The organism is Streptomyces sp. 8N706, from assembly GCF_052245415.1.
In the GTDB taxonomy this organism is placed as follows: Bacteria; Actinomycetota; Actinomycetes; order Streptomycetales; family Streptomycetaceae; genus Streptomyces.
In genome coordinates this window covers 26,558-48,763 of sequence record NZ_JBQQBW010000008.1, presented here as the reverse complement: position 1 = coordinate 48,763, position 22,206 = coordinate 26,558, and the positions used below count along the sequence as shown (strand labels likewise).

Genomic DNA, 22,206 nt, shown 5'->3' with positions numbered 1-22,206 from the left:
CGGAATCCAGCACTAGGCGATTCCTTCGCCAGAGACGGGAGCCGGCTGCTCGGGGAACTCTAGGGCCACGTCAGAGCTTTCTCTGATTTCGTCTAGGACGTCCGCTGGCACGTCGGGCGGCCGGTTCGCCGAGGTACGCAGAGTCCGCACGTCGCCGTACACGCCTTCGATCCCCCGGATGAACCTACGCAGCACGCGGTAGAACGGCGTCACCTGCTTGCCGAGCAGCTCCAATTCCAGTCCGGAGGAACGGGCGCCGCGAACACCGGCCGCGAGGTTGGCCAGCACAGCCGGGGGCTCGCCAAGGGTGGCCCGCGCGCGCATCTCGGCCAGGGCACCCTTCTCACCCGAGGAGCACGGTGCCGGACTTGGCCGTCACGAGATGGCTGATCACATACCAATCGAGCTCGCAGGTGCCTGCCCAGTAGCGTTCGATCAGTTCCCTGGCCAGAAGCGGCGATCAGTCAGACGATGCTCGGTCAGCCCTCGGTAGGCGACCAGCAGGGCCGTTCTGGCGGGAGAACTCGACCAAGGCGCCAGCCTGGGCGTCGGCCAGCGCGGCGAACGTCCCGCCGAGCCCTCAGCCTCATCGACACGGCCCTACAGGACCTGCGCACCGGCAAGCCGATCAACGACGCAACAACCGCCGCGCAAATCATGCACTCCAGGCGGTCTTCCCCTCGGACTGGTAGGCGGCGGAACTGAGCCCGGTGGCGCCCCGCTTCTTCCTTTGCCGTGTGAACCGCAGGGCGTAGACGGTGCGCCCTCCGGTCGCCTCACGGAAGGTCGTCGCCACCTCGGCCTTGCTCCGCCGCCGCCCTCGCAGCGTGAACAGCAGTCAGGTCGACTCGGACCATTCTCGGTGTGCGACTGCATGAGTACAGCGTGTGCGGAGTGGCGAATTCTCCTCTGTGCCACGGGAGTTGACCGTGATGGGGTTGTGTCGAACATACGTACCCTTAAAGGGGGATCGTTGAGACGCACACGCATAGGGACGGCGCTGCGCTGCATGGCAGCCGGTGCCGTCCTCACAGTTTTGGCCGGGCCGGGAACGGCTTCCGCAGCTGACTTACCGAAGGCACCTGATCCATTGGCTGCGCCGCCCCAGGTCCACGGCCCAGAAGAAAAGGGTCTGGCCGCGGCAGGGTCACGGCCGGTGTCCGGCCGTACCCCCGAGGCGGGGCTGCCGTTCAAGAGTGCGAGCGGCAAGTGGCAGGTCAACACCATCACGCCGACGCTGCGCAACACGGTGACGGACGCGGACGGCGACAAGGTCAACCTGACGTTCGAGGTGTGGACGGCCAAAGCCGACGGCACTCCCGGCACCAAGGTCAAGCTGACCGACGACAACGAGTACGGGGTGCTGGTCTCCCCCTACGTGAACTCGGGGCAGAAAGCCCAGGTCAAGGTCCCGGCCGGCCGTCTGAAGAACAACACGACCTACATGTTCCACACCAACGCCTACGACGGGTCCCTGTACGAGACCACCTGGTCGCCGTGGGCGACGTTCACGGTGCGGGCCGGGATCGACCTGACCCTGCCCGCACTGGACTCCACCAGCCCCAACCCCAACCAGACCATCCAGAAACCAAGCAGTTCCCCGGAGAAGCCGCTGGTCGTGAACACCTCGTCGCTGTCGGCTCAGCCCGACAGCGACAGCGACAGCGACAGCGGCAAGGAACAGTGCGGACCGGTCGGCAAGGACGGGGCACAGGTTTGCTTCGGTAAGCCGGTGCCTGCGGACAAGGGCCCCAAGATGCCGTCGACCCTTGCCCCGCCGCAACCCGGTGGCGCTGCCGGGGTGGCCGACTGGTGCGACGACGATCTGACACTGGTCCGCGCCACCCGAACCCTGGTCTGTGAGAACCGCAAGGTACCCGCCTACTACCGCAAGGACGGCCAGGTCCAGGCCACCGCCTGGTTCCTGTTCCAGCGGCTGATCAGCCTGGACGGGGTCAACAGCTTCAGCGAGACGCTGACCGTCAAGCCGATCAGCATCCCCGCCGACTTCTACAGGATCCAGCTCGGCATCTACCAGCACCTATGCGAAGACGGCTGTGACCCCGTCGAAGCCGATCCCTCCGCCTGGAAGGGCAAACCCGACTGGACCGCTGGGGACACCCACATCGCCTACATCACCTCCAGCTACCTGTGGGACGACTCCACCGCCGACAAGCAGTACACGTTCAAGCCGGACGTGCAGATCAACGGCATCATCGACCCGGTCGGTGAGGAGACCATCCAGACCATCGGATACCAGTGGAGCCTGGGCGGTGTCAGCGACTTCGACGAAGTGCGCTGCGACACCAAGGCGCAGTCCACCAAGGCGGGCTGCGTGATCCCCGCCTACGCGCCGACGTACACGTTCAATGCAGGCAAGAACCCGCAGGCGGCGGCACACGCCTGGCTGATCCAGCAGGCCACGCCCAAGACCCCCGGCGTGCAGAGCGCGGGCACGCCGCTGTACTACCTGCCCGGCGGCCGGGACGGCAAGAACCGCGCCGTCATCTGCGACGAGGATGGCTGGGCGAAGAACAACCACGACCCGGACGCGATGAACAGCAGCACCGACACCCCGGACTGCGACGAGTTCACCTTCAACGCGACGTACAACAGCGGCGGCATGCCCGCCAACCTAGGAGGCCTGAACCCGGTGTCGTCCGGAGCGAAGTGCATCCAGTCCTACGCGACCAAGGTCGACGGAAAGATCCACCTACGCAACCTGCCCGGCGCCCTGACAACCTTCAAGGAAGTCTGCGGCCGGTCCGCTATGTCCGGCAGCCAGAACCGGGGATCTATGGGCGCGTTCTCCGCCGGCTTCGTGAACAACATGCGGCTGATGGACAAGGATGCCTACTGGCTGGAAACCAACATCACCGGCAGCTGCACCAGCGCGAACAGTGACGCCTGGCGCTGCACGATGACCCTCAAGTAACCCGCACACCCACGACTGCGGGGCGGCACGGAACCCATCCGCGCCGCCCCACAGTGTTACGTATAGGGGCCGGTCAGCCTGGCTGCGGGCAAGCGGCCCTGCTCCACCTCTGCCCGGGGGATGCCGATGCCCAGGATGTCGCCGACGGCCTGCCACACGACGCCATGCAGACCCCCCTGCTGCGCGTCGAGAAGGGCATGCCACTGGGGGATGGTGTAACCCTCCGGGCAGGTGGCCCCGGCGGCTTTCAGGACCTCGCCCAGGGCGGCCAGCTTGCTGCCTTCTACCGCCTGCGGGCGGTCCGTCAGATCGTCGCCGAAGTTGTTCAGGTACACGTTCCCGTCACCGGGCGCGTAGACGAGATAGCTCGGATTGACCGCTACGTTCGCATTCAGGCAGATCAGCTCGACCCCGGCCGCGGGGGTCATCTTGTCCTCGTCCTCGAAGAACCATTCGCACCAGGTGCACGACCCCCGGTCCTCCAGAACGTACGCCCACTCACCGGACGTGCCGTACATGCAGGGTGCGTCCCGGGTCGGGTGGAAGTCCCGGTACGGCATACCGCGCGCTATCTCCTCCTCATCCGCGCCCAGCCTGAGCAGCAGGTCACGGACAGGGACCCCACGCATCGCGGTCATGGAGATCCCGCCGAGCATCCCGTGAGCCGAAGGTTTATCGAATGTGTGCTGCCCAATCCACTTCAAGCCTTCCGTCACTGCGCTGCACCTCCTCAATGTCGTTGGGTGCCGACCGTCATGATGCCCCGGCCTTCGGACCGAGGCCGGGGCATCATGACGATCGCTGGTACGTGTGCGCCGACGGCGCCTTCGGCCAGGCCGGCCCAGCCTCCCGCGACCTTTCACGTCCTCGTGTCCCCTGAGCGTCCACTGGATCTTGCTCTTCGGCTCCGCTGCGTACCTTCCCGCGGCCGAGCCTGTTCTGCATCGTCGCAGGTCAGGGCCTCGGCAGGAGCACCCGCGCGCCCGCCGTAACACCTCAAGCGGTACTCGTGAGCAGCGGATTCTCTCCGTTGGACCCGAGTTTGTGACTCAAAGCCACCGAAGAGACGTTTCCGCAGGTCAGGGCACGTTAAAGGTGGGGCGGGTGGGACTCGAACCCACGGCCGACGGATTATGAGTCCGCTGCTCTAACCGGCTGAGCTACCGCCCCGTAACGGCGCGCCGCACACATCGTGCGCGCCGTCTGCCGCAGCATAGCTGCTCATAGGATCTGCCGCCCGTGTGGGCCGCATTGCCTCGCATGGAGGACATCGATCACGGTGCCCGCGGTTCCCAGGTCCGTGACGCCATGAAAAAAGGCCCCGCGACCGGGGCCTTCGTCATGAGCTCCCCCGACTGGACTCGAACCAGTAACCTGCCGGTTAACAGCCGGCTGCTCTGCCAATTGAGCTACAGGGGACTGCTCCGCTCGGACCCGCCTGGCCGGTTCCCCGGGGGCGTTCCCTCGCTGCGAGCAATACATTAGCGCATGCCAGGGGGTGCCTCGAAATCGGTAACCGCATCGGCACCCCTCAGGCGGGGCATGCGCTCAGTACGCGTCGATTGAAGGGTGGAAGCCATGCTGCACCGGCTCACGTTCATCTCCGGTCTGGCCGTCGGTTACGTGCTGGGTGCGCGCGCCGGGCGGGAGCGCTACGAACAGCTGCGCAAGGCCGCACGGCAGATCGCGGAGAACCCTGCCGTCCGCAATGCCGCCGAGTCCGCGGCCCAGAACGGCCGGGCCGCCGCCTCGAAGGCCGCCGGCACGGTCTCCTCCAAAGTCGGTCACCGGCTGCCCGAGTCGGTGACGGAGCGTGTTCGCGCAGTCCGTGATCAGCGCCGGAACGGGGCGGACGACTGGGGCACCAGCAACACATGACCGCGGGGCCGCCGGGCCCGCGGTCCGCGCAGGCCGCTCCCGCGCCCGCCGTGACGCGCGGGCCCGCCCCGGCCGCGGCGGTCCCTCCCGTCCGGCCGGGTCCGGATGACCGCTGAACCCGACCGGTAGGGCATCATCGGGCGGCATGGGGATAGTCGCCGGGTTGGACAGTTCTTCCGACTACACACGTATCGTCGTCTGCGACACCGACACCGGTGCCGTACTGAGGCAGGGGTATGCCCCGCACCCCGCCGACAGCGACAGCGAGCCCGGCGGCAAGCGCACCGAGATCGACCCCCAGGCATGGCTCATCTCGCTCGGCGAGGCCGCGAACGGCGGAGTGCTCGAAGGTGTCCAGGCCATCGGAGTCTCCGCCCAGCAGCACGGGCTGCTCACGCTGGACGCCGAGGGCTCCCTCGTACGGCCCGCGCTGCTCGGCAACGATCGGCGCTCGCAGTCCGCGGCCGCGGATCTCATCGACGCCCTCGGCGGGCGTACGGCGTGGGCCGAGGCCGTGGGGGCCGTACCGCAGGCCGCGCACCCCGTGGCCAAGCTGCGCTGGCTGGCGCGGAACGAGCCGGAGGCGGCCCTGCGGACCGCCGCCGTGCTGCAGCCGCACGACTGGCTGGTCTGGCAGCTGCTCGGGCGGCCGCCGCGACGCACCACCGACCGGGGCGGGGCCTCCGCCACCGGCTACTGGTCGGCGGCCACCGGCGCCTATCGCCCCGATCTCGTCGAGCTGGCGCTGGGCCGGCAGGTGGCGCTGCCGGACGTCCTCGGACCGGCCGAGCCCGCCGGTACGACCCCCGAGGGGCTGCTGATCTCGGCGGGCACCGGTGAGACGATGGCGGCGTCCTTCGGGCTGGGCGTGGGCCTCGGGGACGCGGTGGTGTCGCTCGGCGCCTCCGGGTCGATCTTCGCCGTGCACTATGAGGCCCTCGCCGACCCCACCGGCACCATCACCTCGTTCGCCGACGCGACCGGTATGCACCTGCCGGTGGTGTACACGCTGAACGCCGTACGCACCCTGCGCGGCACCGCGGAGCTCCTCGGTACGGACCTGGAGGGGCTGTCGGCGCTGGCTCTGAAGTCGACGCCCGGATCGCACGGGCTCGTACTGCTGCCCTACCTGGAGGGCGAGCGGACGCCGTATCTGCCGCATACCGCCGGCACCCTGGCAGGGCTGCGCCGGGAGAGCATGAAGCCGGAGCATCTGGCGCGCGCCGCGTTCGAAGGGATGCTGTGCGGGCTCGCGGACGCGCTGGACGTGCTGCGGGGACGCGGGGTCGCGGTGAACCGGGTGTTCCTGCTGGGGGCGGCGGCCGAGCTGCCCGCCGTGCAGGCCGCGGCGCCCGCGCTCTTCGGGGCCCCGGTGATCGTGCCGCAGGCGGCGGACTACGCGGCACTGGGCGCGGCCCGGCAGGCGGCGTGGGCGCTCGGTGTCGCACAGCGTGTCCTCTCGCCGCAGCAGCCGCCGATCTGGCAGGGCCCGACGGCCCAGGTGTTCGACCCGGGCGAGGAGCTGCCGGTGGGACAGGCGGTACGGCAGCAGTTCACAGCGGTACGGGAGCAGACTCACCCCGGCGCGTTCCAGACCGGATAGCTTCCGCCCGTTCCCGGCCCGGCAGCTCGGGCCCGACCCGCCCGGCACACCACCGGCCGCCGTCTCAGGTCCCGACCAGCGCTGGCAGACCCCGGCCCGATGCCTCGGGCCCAATGTGCCGGATACCTCAGGCCCAGGCCCGACCGGCCACCATGCCCGACCCGGCGCACCTCCCGTCGCACCACAGCTCGCCGCCTCACGCCTCGACCCGACGCACCCCCTTCACACCACGGCTCGCCGCCTCGAACGCCTCACCCGCCGTCCGCGCCACGCCGCGCCGCACCGCACGCCGTACACGACACGCCGTGGCAAATCGTTTGACCTCAACCGCAGTTGAGACAGCAAGGTGTTCCCCGACAGCCGCGCCGTGCCCATGCCATGATCGAAGAGAGCTCCTTGTGCTGATCCGACTTCTCAGATCCCATCTGGGACCGTACAGGCGACCCGTGACCCTGCTGGTGCTGCTCCAGCTCGTACAGACCATCGCCACGCTCTATCTGCCATCCCTCAACGCCGACATCATCGACGACGGTGTCGTGAAGGGGGACACCGGCTACATCCTGGAAGTCGGCGGCGTGATGATCGTGGTCACACTGCTCCAGGTGGCCTGCGCGATAGGCGCCGTCTTCTTCGGAGCCCGGACCGCCATGGCCGTCGGCCGGGATATCCGGGCTTCCGTCTTCGACCGGGTGCAGAGCTTCTCCGCCCGCGAGGTCGGCCAGTTCGGCGCGCCGTCCCTGATCACGCGTACCACCAATGACGTCCAGCAGGTCCAGATGCTGCTGATGATGACCTTCACCCTGATGGTCTCCGCGCCCATCATGTGCTTCGGCGGGATCGTCATGGCGCTCGGGCAGGACGTACCGCTGTCCTTGCTGCTGCTCGGCGTCGTACCGGCGCTCGGCGTTCTCATCGGGCTGATCGTGCGCCGTCTCGGCCCGCTGTTCCGCACCATGCAGGCGCGGATCGACACCGTGAACCGGGTGCTCCGCGAGCAGATCACCGGCATCCGGGTCATCCGTGCCTTCGTCAAGGACGACTACGAGCGGCGGCGCTTCGACCGTGCCAACGCCGAGCTGACGGAGGTGTCGCTGCGCACCGGGCGGCTGATGACCCTGATGTTCCCCCTCGTGATGACGGTGGTGAACATCGCCGGTGTGGCCGTGCTGTGGTTCGGGGCGTACCGGATCGACAGCGGCAGCATGCAGATCGGTGCCCTGACCGCGTTCCTCAGCTATCTGATGCAGATTCTGATGTCCGTGATGATGGCCACCTTCATGTTCATGATGGTGCCGCGCGCCGAGGTCTGCGCCGAGCGCATCGAGGAGGTGCTGTCGACCGGCTCGAGCGTCGTACCGCCCCCGGCGCCCGTCCGGTCGCTCAGCCGCCACGGGCATCTGGAGCTGCGCGGCGCCGACTTCAGCTACCCGGGCGCGGAGGCCAAGGTGCTGCGCGGAGTCGACCTCGTGGCACGGCCCGGCGAGACGACGGCGGTGATCGGGTCCACGGGCAGCGGCAAGAGCACCCTGCTCGGACTGGTACCGCGGCTGTTCGACACGACCGGCGGCGAGGTGCTCGTCGACGGGGTCGACGTACGGCAGCTGGACCCGGCGCTGCTGGCCGAAACGGTCGGGCTCGTACCGCAGAAGCCGTATCTCTTCTCCGGGACCGTCGCCTCCAATCTGCGCTACGGGCGGCCGGACGCCACCGATGACGAGCTCTGGCACGCCCTGGAGGTCGCGCAGGCCAGGGACTTCGTGGAGCGGCTGGAGGGCGGTCTCGACGCGACGATCGCGCAGGGCGGCAGCAATGTGTCGGGCGGTCAGCGGCAGCGGCTGGCGATCGCACGGGCCCTGGTACGGCGGCCGGAGATCTATCTCTTCGACGACTCCTTCTCGGCACTGGACTACGCCACCGACGCGGCCCTGCGGGCGGCGCTGGCCCGGGAGACCGCCGAGGCGACCGTGGTGATCGTGGCGCAGCGGGTGAGCACCATCCGCGACGCCGACCGGATCCTGGTCCTCGACGAGGGCCGGGTCGTCGGCACCGGTACGCACCACGAGCTGATGGCCGGCAACGAAACCTACCGGGAGATCGTGCTCTCCCAGCTCACCGAGCAGGAGGCGGCATGACCACCCAGGCCCCCGCACCGCGCCGCGGCCCCGCGCCCGCCGTGGGACCCGCCCGCTTCATGGGCGGCCAGCCGACCGAACGCTCCATGGACTTCAAGGGCTCGGGGAAGCGGCTGCTGCGTCGGCTGCGGCCCGACCGGGGCGCGCTTTACGGGGTGCTGGCGATGGGCGTCGCGGGCGTCACCCTGTCGGTGCTCGGGCCGAAGATCCTGGGCGATGCCACCGACCTCGTCGTCGACGGAGCGGTCCTGCCACCCCGCCACGGCGTGGACTTCGCGGCTGTCGGCGCCGTACTGCTCTGGGCGCTGGGGGCGTACGCGGCCTCCGGACTCTTCGGCGTCGTCCAGGGCCGACTCGCGACCAGGGTCATCAACCGCACCGTCTTCCGGCTGCGTGCGGACGTCGAGACGAAGCTGTCCCGGCTCCCGCTGTCGCACTTCGACCGGCAGCCGCGCGGCGAGGTCCTCAGCCGGGCCACCAACGACATCGACAACATCGCCCAGACCCTCCAGCAGACCATGGGCCAGATCGTGAACTCGCTGCTCACGATCGTCGGTGTGCTGGTGATGATGTTCTGGATCTCGCCGCTCCTGGCCCTGGTGGCGCTCCTCACCGTGCCGGTCTCGGTGGTCGTCGCGACGGCCGTCGGCAAGCGGGCCCAGCCGCAGTTCGTGGCCCAGTGGAAGACCACCGGCAAGCTGAACGCGCATATCGAGGAGATGTACACCGGTCACGCGGTGGTCAAGGTCTTCGGGCGGCAGGCGGAGTCCGCGGAGGCGTTCCGGGAGCAGAACGAGGCGCTGTTCCGGTCGGGCTTCCGGGCCCAGTTCATCAGCGGGATCATCCAGCCGGCGATGATGTTCATCGGCAACCTCAACTACGTCCTGGTGGCGGTCGTCGGCGGGCTGCGGGTGGCGTCCGGCGCCCTGTCGATCGGGGACGTCCAGGCTTTCGTCCAGTACTCGCGGCAGTTCAGCCAGCCGCTGACCCAGGTCGCCAGCATGGCCAATCTCGTACAGTCCGGAGTGGCGTCGGCGGAGCGTGTCTTCGAGCTGCTGGACGCCCGCGAGCAGGGTCCGGAGCCGGTGAGCCCGGCCCGGCCCGCGGATCTGCGCGGCAAGGTCGCCCTCGAGCGGGTGTCCTTCCGCTACGAGCCGGACAAGCCGCTGATCGAGGATCTGTCGCTGACCGTGGAGCCGGGCCAGACGGTGGCCATCGTCGGACCGACCGGTGCGGGAAAGACCACCCTGGTGAATCTGCTGATGCGGTTCTACGAGGTGAGCGGCGGCCGGATCGCCCTCGACGGGGTGAATGTGGCGGACATGTCACGGGAGGAGCTGCGCTCCGCGATCGGGATGGTCCTCCAGGACACCTGGCTGTTCGGCGGCACGATCGCGGAGAACATCGCGTACGGGGCGGAGGGGGCGACCCGTGAGCAGGTCGAGGAGGCCGCCCGGGCCGCGCACGCCGACCGCTTCATCCGTACGCTGCCCGACGGCTACGACACGGTGATCGACGACGAGGGCACCGGGGTGAGCGCGGGCGAGAAGCAACTCGTCACCATCGCCCGCGCGTTCCTGTCGGACCCGGTGATCCTGGTGCTGGACGAGGCGACCAGCTCGGTCGACACCCGTACCGAGGTGCTGATCCAGCGGGCCATGGCGACGCTCAGCCACGGCCGGACCAGCTTCGTCATCGCGCACCGGCTGTCCACGATCCGCGACGCCGATGTGATCCTGGTGATGGAGAACGGCTCGATCGTCGAACAGGGCAGTCACGATGTCCTGCTGGCGTCCGGGGGCGCGTACGCCCGTCTGTACGCGGCACAGTTCGCGCAGGCCGTCGCGGAGGTGGAGTAGACGGTCCTCTCCCCCCGACCCGGCCTGTGGCCGCTCCCGGAAGCAGTTCCCAGGGAGTGCTGGTGGTCAACGGCTGACGGCCGATCACGGGCTTCACAGCCAGGCGGCGGCCGAACGCGCGGATCAGTCCAGATAGCCGCGGAGCTGGTCGGCGAAGGCGTGGTCGCGGAGCTTGTTGAGGGTCTTGGACTCGATCTGGCGGATGCGTTCCCGGGTCACCCCGAAGATCCGGCCGATCTCTTCCAGGGTGCGGGGCCGGCCGTCGACCAGCCCGTAGCGCAGCTGCACGACCTTGCGTTCGCGCTCACCGAGCGTGGACAGCACGGCGTCGAGATGTTCGCGCAGGAGGAGGAAGGCGGCGGACTCGACGGGTGAGGCGGCGTCGCCGTCCTCGATGAGGTCACCGAAGGCGACGTCGTCCTCCTCCCCGACGGGCGCGTGCAGCGACACCGGCTCCTGGGCGAGCCGGAGCACTTCGCCCACCCGCTCCGGCGAGAGGTCGAGATGGTCGGCGACCTCCGCCGGGGTCGGTTCGTAGCCGCGCTCCTGGAGCATCCGGCGCTGGACCCGGACGACCCGGTTGATCAGCTCGACGACATGGACCGGGACCCGGATCGTACGGGCCTGGTCGGCGAGCGCCCGGGACATGGCCTGGCGGATCCACCAGGTCGCGTAGGTGGAGAACTTGTAGCCGCGGGCGTAGTCGAACTTCTCGACGGCCCGGATCAGACCGAGGTTTCCCTCCTGCACGAGGTCGAGCATCGTCAGGCCCCGGCCGACATAGCGTTTGGCGACGGACACGACGAGGCGGAGGTTGGCCTCGATGAGGCGGCGCTTGGCCATCCTGCCGCGGACGACCAAGGTGTCGAGGTCCACGGCGAGTTGCGAGGCGAGCTGTTCGGCCGGGGTGCTGCCCAGCTTCTCCTCCGCGAAGAGCCCGGCCTCGACGCGGCGGGCGAGTTCGACCTCCTCGGCGGCGGAGAGCAGGGGGATCCGGCCGATCTCCCGGAGGTACTGGCGGAACAGATCGGAGGATGGCCCTCCGGACTCCACCCGGCGAGGCTCGGCCGGCTCGCTCCCCGGCTCGGTCGGCACGCTCCCCGGCTCGGTCGGCACGCTCCCCGGCTCGGGCGGCACGGACTCCGGAGACCCGGACCCGGACGGTCCGGGGCCGGCCGGCCCGTGCCCGGACTCCCCGGGTCTGCCGGGCACGGGCCCGGGAGGCGTGGGTGCCCCGGGAGGTGTGGGTGTCTCGGCGGCCGCGGACTCCGGCTCGGGATCCGGCGGGCCCGCCTCCGGATGGTGCGGGGTGAGTGACTGCGGCGGCACCTTGGTGACCGCACCGGTGAGAGTCCGGGTCTGCACGGGGGCGACCTCCAGGCTGATCACTGCCGGATGGGGGGCGTGCGGCAGCGGAACGGTTGCGGCTGCGCCGCCCTCCGTCCCGTACGTCGGATACGGATCCGCAGGAGATCCAGGCCCCAACCGGCCGGACCGCCGCGCTCCGAGCGCTCAGGCACCGTCCACCAGTGTGGAGTACGACACGCGCCTGCTACGAGGGGCGTGCGAGCACTTTCTGAGCCCGTTCCGTGACCGGACGGCTACGCGGGGGTGCTTCCGGCGCCGGTCGGCCCCAAGCCTCTACAACGCGGCGGCTCCGCGCTCACGCAGGGACTGGCCGTACTGCTGAAGGACCCACAACTCGTTCTGCACGGCGGCCAGATGGTCCGGGTCGGCGTGGGAGCCGAGGCGCTGGAGGGTGCCGCGGATATCGGTGATGCGCTGGTTCACTGCGGCGAGGCGTACGGCGACCAACTGGACGCCCGCGTACACCTCGTCCGCTTCGCGCCGGGTGTGCAGCGGCTCGACGGCGAGCTCGGTGACCAGGGCGCGTACCGAGTCGTCGGGCGCCGCCTCGCGGACCCGCGCCAGATAGTCGCCGTCCGCCGCCGCCGCTCCCCCGGCCGCCTCGATGATCTGACGCACAGTGGCGTACGGCGGGGCCGTGAACTCGTCCGCGCCGTACGCGTCGAAGGCCGGGGAGACCAGCTCGGGGCGCTGGAGGGCGAGCTTGAGCAGTTCCCGCTCGACGCGGTGGGCGGGACTCCGCAGATTCAGGGCGGGACCGCGCGGCGGCGGAGGAGCGACCGGTTGCTGCCGGCCGGCGCGGTGGCTCGTACGGGTGTCGGCCGCCGGGATGCCCCGCCGGCCGTTCTCCCGTGCCCAGCGGGCGAGTTGGCCGACGCGGCGGACGACGAACTGCACATCGAGAATGCCGAGCATGCCGGCCAGCTGGACCGCGTACTCGTGCTGGATGGAGCTGTTCTTGATCCCGGCGACGATCGGCGCCGCGGCTTCGAGCGCGGCGGCACGGCCTTCCGCGGCGTCGAGATTGTGCCGTTCGACGATATGGCGGATGGCGAAGGCGAAGAGCGGGGTACGGCGCTCGACCAGGGCCTGGACGGCCTCGTCGCCCTCGGCGAGCCGGAGTTCGCAGGGGTCCATACCGCCGGGGGTGATGGCGATGGACGTCTCGGCGGCGAACTTCTGGTCGTCCTCGAAGGCCCGCAGCGCGGCCTTCTGGCCCGCCGCGTCGCCGTCGAAGGTGAAGACGACCTCGGCGCCGGAGTTGTCCATCAGCAGACGGCGAAGGATCTTGATGTGGTCACCGGCGAAGGCGGTGCCGCAGGTGGCGATGGCGGTGGTGACCCCGGCGAGGTGGCAGGCCATGACGTCGGTGTAGCCCTCGACGACGACCGCGCGGCTCGTCTTGGCGATGTCCTTCTTGGCGAGGTCGATGCCGTACAGGACGTGCGACTTCCGGTAGAGCGGAGTCTCGGGGGTGTTGAGGTACTTGGGGCCGTTGTCGTCGTCGCGGAGCTTGCGGGCCCCGAAGCCGATCACCTCACCGGTGATGTCGCGGATCGGCCACATCAGACGGCCGCGGAAGCGGTCGATGGGGCCGCGGCGGCCGTCCTGGGCGAGACCGGAGAGGATCAGCTCCTTGTCACTGAAGCCCCGCCCGCGCAGGAAGCGGACGAGATGGTCCCAGCCCGCCGGGGAGTAGCCGACTCCGAAGTGCTGTGCCGCCGCCTGGTCGAAGCCGCGGCTCGCGAGGAACGTCCGGCCGATCTCGGCCTCGGCACTGTCCAACTGCTCCACATAGAACTGTGCGGCGATCTTGTGGGCCTCGACCAGCCGGATCCGCTCGCCCTGCTGGCGTCCGGGAGTGTAGCCGCCCTCCTCGTAGCGGAGGGTGATGCCCGCCTGGGAGGCGAGCCGCTCGACGGACTCGGAGAAGGAGAGGTGGTCGACCTTCATCACGAAGTCGAGGGTGTCGCCGCCCTCCTGGCAACCGAAGCAGTAGAAAAGCCCCTTACTGGGACTCACCTGGAAGGAGGGGGACTTCTCATCATGGAACGGGCAGAGGCCCTTGAGGTTGCCGCCCCCGGCATTGCGCAGCTGGAGGTACTCGGACACGACGGCGTCGATCGGGACCGCGTCCCGGACCGCCTTCACGTCGTCATCGTTGATCCTGCCTGCCACGCGTGAATTCTACGGCCGGGGTCGGACGGTCCATGGCCCCGTCCGGACGGCCTCACCTGCCGAGAGCTCTCCCGGGCCGTGCCGTGCGCTGCCCCGGGGCCCTGTACTGAGGCTGTATTGGGGCGCTGTACTGGGCGCCTTCACGCGAACACCACGGTCGCGGTCCCGGAGAACCCGTCCCCGTGCGCGGAGAACCAGGTCGCCGTGCGCAGAACCCGGTCGCCGTGCGCAGAACCCGGTCGCCGTGCGCGGACGCCACGGTCGCCGTCACGCGCAAACCCGTCCCCGTGCGCGGAGAACCAGGTCGCCGTGCGCGGACACCACGGTCACCGTCACGCGGAGACCCGGTCGCCGTGCGCGGATACCGCGGTCGTCGTCACGGAGCCGTGGTGAGCTGCTTCACGAAGACATAGTGAGCTCCACCCGGGTCGAGGACGAACTCCTCCCCCACCCGGGTGAAGCCCTGGCGCTCGTAGAAGCCGGTGGCCGGGGTCCGGCCGTTGCACCAGACGAACTCGACCCCACGCGCCCGGATCTCCGCGATCCCCGCCTCCAGCACGGCCTGGCCGAAGCCCTGGCCGCGGACCTCGGCAGCGCTGGCCAGGCCACGGAAGCGGTAGGCGGGCTTCCGGCCGTGGGAGCCGGGAAGCGGGTCCGGGAAGAACGTGCCGCAGGCCCTCGTGGCGCCGGTCGCGTCGTAAGCGGCGACATGGAAGACGTCCGGGGCGGAGTCCTCGGGGAAGACGGCCGTCTCCTTCGGAAGGCCCGCGCGCAGCACCGCCCACCGCAGCTCGAAGATGTCCGACACCGGCACGACGGCTGTGGGGATCGCCATGCCGCCCACCCTACGAGCCCGCACGCCGCGGCCGCACGCAATCGCTGCACTCACCGCGAGCACTCGCCCTGAGGGCACCCACCCTGACGGCACGCGCTGAGCTCGAACGCCTCGAGCGCCCCGCCCTGAGCAGCCCGCACCGCGAGCGTGCGCTCCGAGCGCGGACGCCACGCATACGCGCCACCAGCCCGCGCCGCGAGCGCACACCCCGAGCACCGGCCATGAGTTCAGACCATGAGCGCCCGCGGAATGAGCCCGCGGCCCGGGCACCCCTACGAGGGCTGCTACGGCACGAGCGACGCCAGCGCCACCGCGGGGTCCGCGAGCGCCTCCGGATCCAGCCGCTCGCCGGAGCGGATCAGCCGCTGGATCGGCTCGGTCACATCCCAGACGTTGACGTTCATCCCCGCGAGCAGCCGTCCCTCCCGGAGCCAGAACGCGATGAACTCCCGCTTGCCGACATCGCCCCGCAGAAGCACCTGGTCGTAGCTGCCGGGCGGGGCGTAACCGGAGTACTCCAGCCCCACCTCGTACTGGTCGGAGAAGAAGTACGGCACCCGGTCGTACGCCACCTGCCGCCCGAGCATGGCGCGGGCGGCGGCCGGGCCGCTGTTGAGGGCGTTGGCCCAGTGTTCGACACGGAGGCGGGAGTCGAGCAGCGGATGCTCGGCGGCGGCGACGTCCCCGGCCGCGTAGATGTCCGGGTCGGAGGTGCGCAGCGAGGCGTCGACGGCGATGCCTCCGCCGTCGGCGCGGTCGACGAGCGCCAGTCCGGCGTACTCGGCGAGCGCGGTGCGCGGGGCCGCGCCGATCGCGGCGAGGACGCCGTGGGCCGGGTGCTCCTCGCCGTCCGCGGTACGGGCGGCGAGCACCATGCCGTCCTGGCCGACGATCTCGGTCAGCCGGGTGCCGAAGTGGAAGCGTACGCCGTGGTCGCTGTGCAGATCGGTGAAGAGCGAGCCCAGTTCGGGGCCGACGACGGTGTGCAGCGGGGTCGGTTCGGGTTCGACGACGGTGACTTCCGCGCCGTAGCCGCGGGCGGCGGCCGCGACTTCGAGACCGATCCAGCCGGCACCGGCGATGACTAGGTGGCCGTTGTCCCGGCCGAGGCCGGCGAGGACTCCGCGCAGCCGGTCGGCGTGGGCGAGCCGGCGCAGATGGTGGACGCCGGCGAGGCCGGTGCCGGGGATGTCGAGGCGGCGGGGCTCGGCGCCGGTGGCGAGCAGCAGCTTGTCGTAGTGGATGCGGGTGCCGTCGCCGAGGGTGACGGCCTTGGCGGCTCGGTCGAGGTGGACCGCGGGCTGGCCGAGGTGGAGTTCGATGTCGGCCTGCGCGTACCAGGCGGGCTCGTGGACGAAGACGCTGTCACGCTCGGCGGCGCCGGTGAGATAGCCCTTGGACAGTGGCGGACGCTCATACGGGTGGTCGCGCTCGTCGCAGATGAGGATGACGCGCCCGGTGAAGCCCTCCGAGCGCAGGGTCTCGGCGGCCTTCGCCCCTGCCAGCCCTCCTCCGACGATGACGAACGTCTGATGTGCGTCGACCACTTGGTGCCTCCTCGCTGCCGGGCATTGAGCCAGTCTCCATGGTCCCCCGCTCTGCTCGCCTCAGGCGAGCCTCCCGCACGGAGCGTGAAGGGGGAAGGGGCCGTGCGTGTCGCGGGCCGGCGAGCCCGCCCGCGTCAGGGCCGCGGGGTACCTCGCGCCGCGTCGGGTGAGCCGTGCGGGGTCAGGTGAGCCGTGCGTGCAGACCGCGGGCGGAGCCGTCGGTGAGCGCGGCGATCTGGTCGACGATCACCCGCTGTCGCTCCCGGTCGTCTCCGGCCGCCGCGTACAGGGCGCGGAACTGCGGGTCCAGACCCTCGGGGGCGCGGGCGCTGAGCGCTTCGGCCAGTTCGCCCAGGACCACGCGCTGGTCGGCGCGGACCCGCTCCTGCTCGTCGCGCTGCATCACATAGAGGTCGGCGACCGCCTTGAGCACGGCGCACTCCAGACGTACGGCGCGCGGTACGACGAACTCGGCGGCGTAGCGGGTGAGCCGCCCGGCGCCGTACGCCTCCCGCGTGGCGGCCTCCGCGGCGAGGCAGAAGCGGCCGATGAGCTGGCTGGTGGCGTCCTTCAAGCGGGCCTGGGCGATGGCCGATCCGTCGTAGCCGCGCGGCCACCACTCCTGGCCGGTGAGGCGGTCGAGCGCTTCGGCGAGCTCGTCCGGCTCGGTGCCGGGCGGAGCGTAGCGGCCGACGGCGCAGGCGAAGACGTCCCGGCGCTCGGGCTCGGCGAGCAGCATGCCGGGGTCGAGATGTCCGGCGTGCAGGCCGTCCTCGACATCGTGGACGGAGTACGCCACGTCGTCGGACCAGTCCATCACCTGGGCCTCGAAACACTGACGGTGGTCCGGGGCGCCCTGCCGCAGCCAGGCGAACAGGGGGAGGTCGTCCTCGTAGACACCGAACTTCGGGGAGTCCGGGTCGGTGGGGTGGCCGCCGCGCGGCCAGGGGTACTTGGTGGCCGCGTCCAGAGCGGCACGGGTGAGGTTGAGGCCGACGCTGGCCGGCTCGCCCGAGGGGCCGTGCACGAACCGCTTGGGTTCGAGGCGGGCGAGGAGCCGCAGCGACTGGGCGTTGCCCTCGAATCCCCCGCAGTCCTTGGCGACGTCGTTGAGGACCTGCTCGCCGTTGTGCCCGAAGGGCGGGTGGCCGAGGTCGTGGGCGAGGCAGGCGGTCTCCACGAGATCGGGGTCACAGCCGAGGGCCGCGCCGAGCTCCCGCCCGACCTGGGCGCATTCGAGGGAGTGGGTCAGCCGGGTGCGCGGGCTGGCGTCCCAGGCGAGGGGCGCCCTGCCGGAAGCGGTCTCCTGGGGGGCGATCCCCGGGGTGACGACCTGGGTCTTCCCGGCGAGGCGGCGCAGCGCGGCGGAGTGCAGCACACGGGCCCGGTCGCGCTGGAAGGCGGTACGGCAGGGGCGCTTGTCGGGCTCGGGTGCGCGGCGCTCGATGTCGTCCCCGCCGTAGGGGCCGTACTGGTCCTGTGCGGTGTACTGAGCGGAGAAGGCGCCTGCCCGGTCATGACCTGCCATACATGGACGGTAACGGGCGCGGCCGACAGTCGGAGCACCCCGCCCCTCACCCTGCCCGTCACACCACCCGTCACGCCGTCGTCGCGACCACATGTCGCGCCGTGGTCACAACCACCCGTCACGCCGTGGTCACAGCCGCATGCCGCGCGCCGCCGTCCTGCTCCCTCTCACGCCGTGCCACCCCTGTCACGCCGCGGGCCCTGCCGCCGCTCACGCCGTGGCCAGATGGCGCTCCCCGGCCAGGGCGGTACCGGGAGCGGCGAGCGCCTCGTCGTAACGGTGCAGCACGAGCCGTGCGAGGGCCGGGTGGGCCCCCAACGGGGCGGCCGCGACTCCGGGAGCCGCGGCGGCACTCTGGGTGGCGAACCGGCCGGGCGCGGCGAAGTACGAGGCGACGGCGATCCGGTGGTGGCCGCGCGCCCGGAGCGCCGCCACCGCCTCGGGCACGGTGGGGGCGGCGGCCGAGGCATAGGCAGGCAGCACCGGCACCCCGCCGAGCCGGGCGCTGAGCAGCTCGGCCGTACGGGAGGTGTCGGCGGCGGAGTCGGGATCTCGGGAACCGGCCGCGGCCAGCACGACACCGCCGCGTCCTTCCTCCGCCGTCCCCGCGGTGCGCCGGCCCGCTTCGACGAGCCGGGCGTGCAGGGCCTCGGCGAGCAGCGGATGCGGCCCGAGCGGGGCGGCGACGCGGGCCCGGAGATGGGGAGCCGCCGAGAGGGCGTCCGGGATGTCCTGTTTCACGTGGTAGCCGCGGCTGAGGAGCAGCGGTACGAGCACGGCGTCGCCGCGCAGGGCCGCGAGGGTGTCGGACAGCAGCGGCGCGTTGAGTTCGATGTGCCCGAGCCGGACCGGCAGCTCCGGGCGCATGGCCCGGACGCGGTCCAGGAGGGCGTTCACGGTGCGCAGCGCCCGCGGGTCGCGGCTGCCGTGGGCGACGGCGACGAGAGTCGGGGGACGCTGCCCGGCCCGGGACTGCGGGTGTCGCAGGCTGCGGGCGCCGGCGTCAGGGAGCCGACTGCTGAGCTGTGCGGTGATCCGGGTCATGAGCTGCGCCGTGCTTTCGAACGTGTTGTCGAGGTGGACAGAGTCGGGGCGGTCGAGGCCGGGGCGGTCAGAGCCTGGAAGGGGTGTCGACGCCGTCATGCCAGGATTCTGGCCACCGGGAGTTGCCGCGCGATTGGCCCCCGGATAACACCGGGTTTCCGGGCCCTCACCGGTCGGACGCCGCGGCTGGGATGTGGGATGCGGTCCGTACCGCACGAGCCGGCCGGGTGAACCGTTTCCGCCTCCCCGTCGTCCTCCCCCCGGGGGAACGGAAACGATCAGACGGAAATCAGGGGGAGCGTCGGATGCGAAGGCCCCGGTCACCTCGCCTGCCACAGCTGCCACGGCTGCCTCGGACGCGGCTCGGGAAGCGGCGGGCCGTCCGGGCGGCCGTACTGGGGTGTGTCCTGGCGCTGACGCCGATGACCTGGATGCACACGACGGCCTCCGCGCGGGTCCGGGACCTGGCGGACGTGCCGTCCGCCCCGGTGGCCGTCGTCTTCGGCGCCGGGCTCCTCGACGGCCGGCCGACCCCGTATCTCGCGCACCGGTTGGAGGCGGCGGCCGAGCTGTACCGGGCGGGGAGGGTCCGGGTCGTCCTGGTCACCGGCGACAACAGCCGCACGGACTACGACGAGCCGGACGCGATGCGGGCCTATCTCACCCGGCGCGGGGTGCCGGGCGGCCGGATCGTCAGCGACTACGCCGGGTTCGACACTGGGACTCGTGTGCACGCGCCGAGCGGATCTTCGGGGTGGACCGGGCGGTGCTGGTCAGCCAGGGGTTCCACATCCGCCGGGCGCTGGCGCTGTGCGAGGCCGCTGGGATCGACGCCTACGGCGTGGGCGTGGCCGAACCGCAGGACGTGACCTGGTGGTACGGCGGCGTGCGGGAGATCGCCGCGGCGGGCAAGGCCGCCCTCGACACGGTCGTACGGCCCGAACCGCACTTCCTCGGCCCCCGGGAGCCGGGGGTCGCCCAGGCGCTGGCCGGCTGATGCGCACATACGTCCGGCACATCCCCGTGGAATCCTCACGGCCCGGCCGAGCAGCCGCTGAGGTGACCGTGCGGCAGGCGTAACGCGGACAGCCGCGTCCCGTAACACCACAGAAGCATGCTGACACCATGCACACCGACGCAGCCGCCCCCGTCGACACCCACTGCCCCTACTGCGCACTGCAGTGCGGCATGGGCCTGCAGCCCGCGGCGGACGGCGTGGAGGTGGTGGAGCGCACCGCCTTCCCCGTCAACCAGGGAGCACTCTGCGGAAAGGGCCGGACCGCGCCCGCCGTGCTCTCCACCCGGGTGCGCCTGACCGAGCCGCTGGTACGGCGCCCCGGCTCCGGCCGTCTCGAGCCGGCCGGCTGGGACGAGGCCCTGGACCGGATCGCCGCGAACCTGGAGGGCACGCGCGCCCAGCACGGCAAGGATGCGGTCGGGGTCTTCGGCGGCGGCGGGCTGACCAACGAGAAGGCGTACGCCCTCGGGAAATTCGCCCGCGTGGTGCTGGGCACCTCCCAGATCGACTACAACGGCCGGTTCTGCATGTCCTCGGCCGCCGCCGCGCACCAGCGCGCCTTCGGTCTGGACCGCGGGCTGCCGTTTCCGCTGGAGGACATTCCCCGCGCCGGCTGCGTCATCCTCGTCGGCTCCAATCTCGCCGAGACGATGCCTCCGGCCCTCCGCTACCTCGCCGAGCTGAAGGAGAACGGCGGCAAGCTGATCGTCGTCGACCCGCGCCGGACCCGCACCGCCGAGCAGGCCGATCTCCATCTGGCACCCCGCCCCGGTACGGACCTCGCGCTCGCCCTCGGCCTGCTGCACCTGGTGATCGCCGAGGGCAGGCTGGACGAGGAGTTCATCGACACCCGTACGAGCGGCTGGGCCGAGGCCCGCGCCGGGGCCATGGCGCACTGGCCCGAGCTGGTGGAGCGCATCACCGGCGTACCGCTCCCCCAACTCCGCGAGACCGTCGCCCTGTTCTGCGACTCCCCCGCCTCGATGGTGCTGACCGCCCGGGGCCCCGAGCAGCAGTCCAAGGGCACGGACACCGTCGGCGCCTGGATCAACCTGTGCCTGGCCACCGGCCACGCCGGGCGTCCGCTGGCCGGATACGGCTGTCTCACCGGCCAGGGCAACGGCCAGGGCGGCCGCGAGCACGGCCAGAAGGCCGACCAGCTGCCCGGCTACCGCAAGCTCGCCGACCCCGCCGCGCGCGCCCATGTCGCCGCGGTCTGGGGCGTGGACCCCGACGATCTGCCGGGCCCGGGCCGCAGCGCCTACGAGCTGCTGGACGCGCTCGGCACCGACGTGAAGTCGCTGCTGCTGATGGGCTCCAACCCGGTGGTGTCCGCCCCCCGCGCGGCCCACATCGAGGAGCGGCTGCGCTCCCTGGACTTCCTCGCCGTCGCCGACGTCGTGCTCTCGGAGACCGCTCAACTCGCCGATGTGGTGCTGCCCGTGACGCAGTGGGCCGAGGAGACCGGCACCACCACCAATCTGGAGGGCCGGGTGCTGCTGCGCCGCAAGGCGCTCGACCCGCCGCCCGGCGTCCGTTCCGACCTGGACGTGCTGAGCGGCCTCGCGGACCGCCTGGGCTGGGAGAAGGGCTTCCCCACCGACCCGGAGGAGGTCTTCGACGAGCTGCGCCGCGCCTCGGCGGGCGGCCCTGCCGACTACTCCGGCATCACCTACCGCCGGATCGCCGAGGAGGACGGCGTGTTCTGGCCCTGCCCGGACGTTCCGCCCGCCCCGGCCGGTGCCCTGCCGGAAACCGCTGCCGCGCCGCCCGCCCAGCCGGAGGCCGCTGCCCGGCCGGACGGCCCCGGCGAGCGCCATCCCGGCACGCCCCGGCTCTTCCTCGACCGGTTCGCGACCGACGACGGCCGGGCCCGCTTCGTACCCGTGGAGCACCGGCCCGCCGCGGAGGAGCCGGACGCCGACTACCCCGTGCTGCTGACGACGGGGCGGGTCGTCTCCCAGTACCAGTCCGGGGCGCAGACCCGGCGCGTCGACGAGCTCAACGCGGCCGCGCCCGGGCCGTTCGTGGAGCTGCACCCCCACCTCGCCGAGCGGGTGGGCGTGGCCGAGGGCGACCCGGTGAGCGTGGTCTCCCGCCGCGGCCGGGCCGTCGCACCGGCGCGGATCACCCGTACGATCCGCCCCGACACCGTCTTCATGCCCTTCCACTGGCCGGGCGAGGGCCGCGCCAACACCCTCACCAACCCGGCGCTCGACCCCACCTCCCGCATGCCGGAGTTCAAGGTCTGCGCGGTCCGCGTGGAGGCAGCGGCGTAGGG

At 71.2% G+C, this 22,206-nt stretch carries 14 protein-coding genes, 2 tRNA genes and 1 pseudogene; 7 read left to right on the top strand and 10 right to left on the bottom strand.

Annotated features, from left to right (window positions below):
- Positions 1-12: 12 nt before the first annotated feature.
- Positions 13-324 carry a hypothetical protein gene (locus ACTWQE_RS05420; RefSeq protein ID WP_443327655.1) on the bottom strand — a complete coding sequence of 104 codons (312 nt, stop codon included), beginning with the start codon at positions 322-324 and terminating at the stop codon, positions 13-15.
- An 832-nt stretch (positions 325-1,156) separates the two neighbouring features.
- Here ACTWQE_RS05420 and ACTWQE_RS05415 point away from each other — a divergent pair.
- The gene (locus ACTWQE_RS05415) at positions 1,157-2,935 is read left to right on the top strand and encodes a hypothetical protein (protein ID WP_443327654.1); all 1,779 of its coding nucleotides are present in this window, start codon (positions 1,157-1,159) and stop codon (positions 2,933-2,935) included.
- 56 nt (positions 2,936-2,991) lie between these two features.
- On the opposite strand, the gene ACTWQE_RS05410 is transcribed toward ACTWQE_RS05415, so the two are convergent.
- The 3 genes from ACTWQE_RS05410 to ACTWQE_RS05400 all read right to left on the bottom strand — a co-directional run bounded on the left by ACTWQE_RS05410 (position 2,992) and on the right by ACTWQE_RS05400 (position 4,354).
- Entirely contained in the window at positions 2,992-3,573 is a 582-nt protein-coding gene (locus ACTWQE_RS05410) for a hypothetical protein (RefSeq protein WP_443327653.1), read from the bottom strand.
- A gap of 458 nt (positions 3,574-4,031) precedes the next feature.
- A tRNA-Ile gene (locus ACTWQE_RS05405) sits at positions 4,032-4,105 on the bottom strand.
- 176 nt (positions 4,106-4,281) lie between these two features.
- Positions 4,282-4,354, bottom strand: a tRNA-Asn gene (locus tag ACTWQE_RS05400).
- A gap of 159 nt (positions 4,355-4,513) precedes the next feature.
- On the opposite strand from ACTWQE_RS05400, the gene ACTWQE_RS05395 reads away from it, so the two are divergent.
- From ACTWQE_RS05395 to ACTWQE_RS05380, 4 genes are all read left to right on the top strand, one after another.
- Entirely contained in the window at positions 4,514-4,813 is a 300-nt protein-coding gene (locus ACTWQE_RS05395) for a YtxH domain-containing protein (RefSeq protein ID WP_443327652.1), read from the top strand.
- A gap of 145 nt (positions 4,814-4,958) precedes the next feature.
- Positions 4,959-6,416 (top strand): FGGY family carbohydrate kinase, encoded by a 1,458-nt coding sequence (locus ACTWQE_RS05390; protein ID WP_443327651.1) that lies wholly within the window; start codon positions 4,959-4,961, stop codon positions 6,414-6,416.
- Between the two features lie 398 nt (positions 6,417-6,814).
- On the top strand, positions 6,815-8,548 hold the full coding sequence (locus ACTWQE_RS05385; protein ID WP_443327650.1) for an ABC transporter ATP-binding protein: 1,734 nt from the start codon (positions 6,815-6,817) through the stop codon (positions 8,546-8,548).
- Positions 8,545-10,407 carry an ABC transporter ATP-binding protein gene (locus ACTWQE_RS05380; RefSeq protein WP_443327649.1) on the top strand — a complete coding sequence of 621 codons (1,863 nt, stop codon included), beginning with the start codon at positions 8,545-8,547 and terminating at the stop codon, positions 10,405-10,407. Before ACTWQE_RS05385 ends, ACTWQE_RS05380 begins: the two co-directional genes overlap by 4 nt.
- Before the next feature lie 123 nt (positions 10,408-10,530).
- Here the strand turns inward: ACTWQE_RS05380 and ACTWQE_RS05375 are convergent, their stop codons facing one another.
- The 6 genes from ACTWQE_RS05375 to ACTWQE_RS05350 all read right to left on the bottom strand — a co-directional run bounded on the left by ACTWQE_RS05375 (position 10,531) and on the right by ACTWQE_RS05350 (position 19,006).
- On the bottom strand, positions 10,531-11,772 hold the full coding sequence (locus ACTWQE_RS05375; RefSeq protein WP_443327648.1) for an RNA polymerase sigma factor: 1,242 nt from the start codon (positions 11,770-11,772) through the stop codon (positions 10,531-10,533).
- 276 nt (positions 11,773-12,048) lie between these two features.
- Positions 12,049-13,953, bottom strand: coding sequence for a DNA primase (dnaG, locus tag ACTWQE_RS05370; RefSeq protein WP_443327647.1), 1,905 nt, complete (start codon positions 13,951-13,953; stop codon positions 12,049-12,051).
- 376 nt (positions 13,954-14,329) lie between these two features.
- A complete protein-coding gene (locus tag ACTWQE_RS05365; RefSeq protein ID WP_443327646.1) occupies positions 14,330-14,788 on the bottom strand; it encodes a GNAT family N-acetyltransferase in 459 nt (152 codons plus the stop codon).
- Positions 14,789-15,072: 284 nt separating this feature from the next.
- Complete coding sequence (locus tag ACTWQE_RS05360) at positions 15,073-16,335, bottom strand: NAD(P)/FAD-dependent oxidoreductase (protein WP_443327644.1); 1,263 nt, start codon at positions 16,333-16,335, stop codon at positions 15,073-15,075.
- Between the two features lie 181 nt (positions 16,336-16,516).
- Entirely contained in the window at positions 16,517-17,863 is a 1,347-nt protein-coding gene (locus tag ACTWQE_RS05355; protein WP_443327643.1) for a deoxyguanosinetriphosphate triphosphohydrolase, read from the bottom strand.
- 210 nt (positions 17,864-18,073) lie between these two features.
- Entirely contained in the window at positions 18,074-19,006 is a 933-nt protein-coding gene (locus tag ACTWQE_RS05350) for a sirohydrochlorin chelatase (RefSeq protein WP_443327642.1), read from the bottom strand.
- Positions 19,007-19,212: 206 nt separating this feature from the next.
- Between ACTWQE_RS05350 and ACTWQE_RS05345 the strand changes: the two are divergent.
- A pseudogene (locus tag ACTWQE_RS05345) lies at positions 19,213-19,904 on the top strand (SanA/YdcF family protein).
- A 128-nt stretch (positions 19,905-20,032) separates the two neighbouring features.
- Positions 20,033-22,204, top strand: a complete 2,172-nt coding sequence (locus tag ACTWQE_RS05340) for a molybdopterin oxidoreductase family protein (RefSeq protein WP_443327641.1) — start codon at positions 20,033-20,035, stop codon at positions 22,202-22,204.
- Positions 22,205-22,206 lie beyond the last annotated feature (2 nt).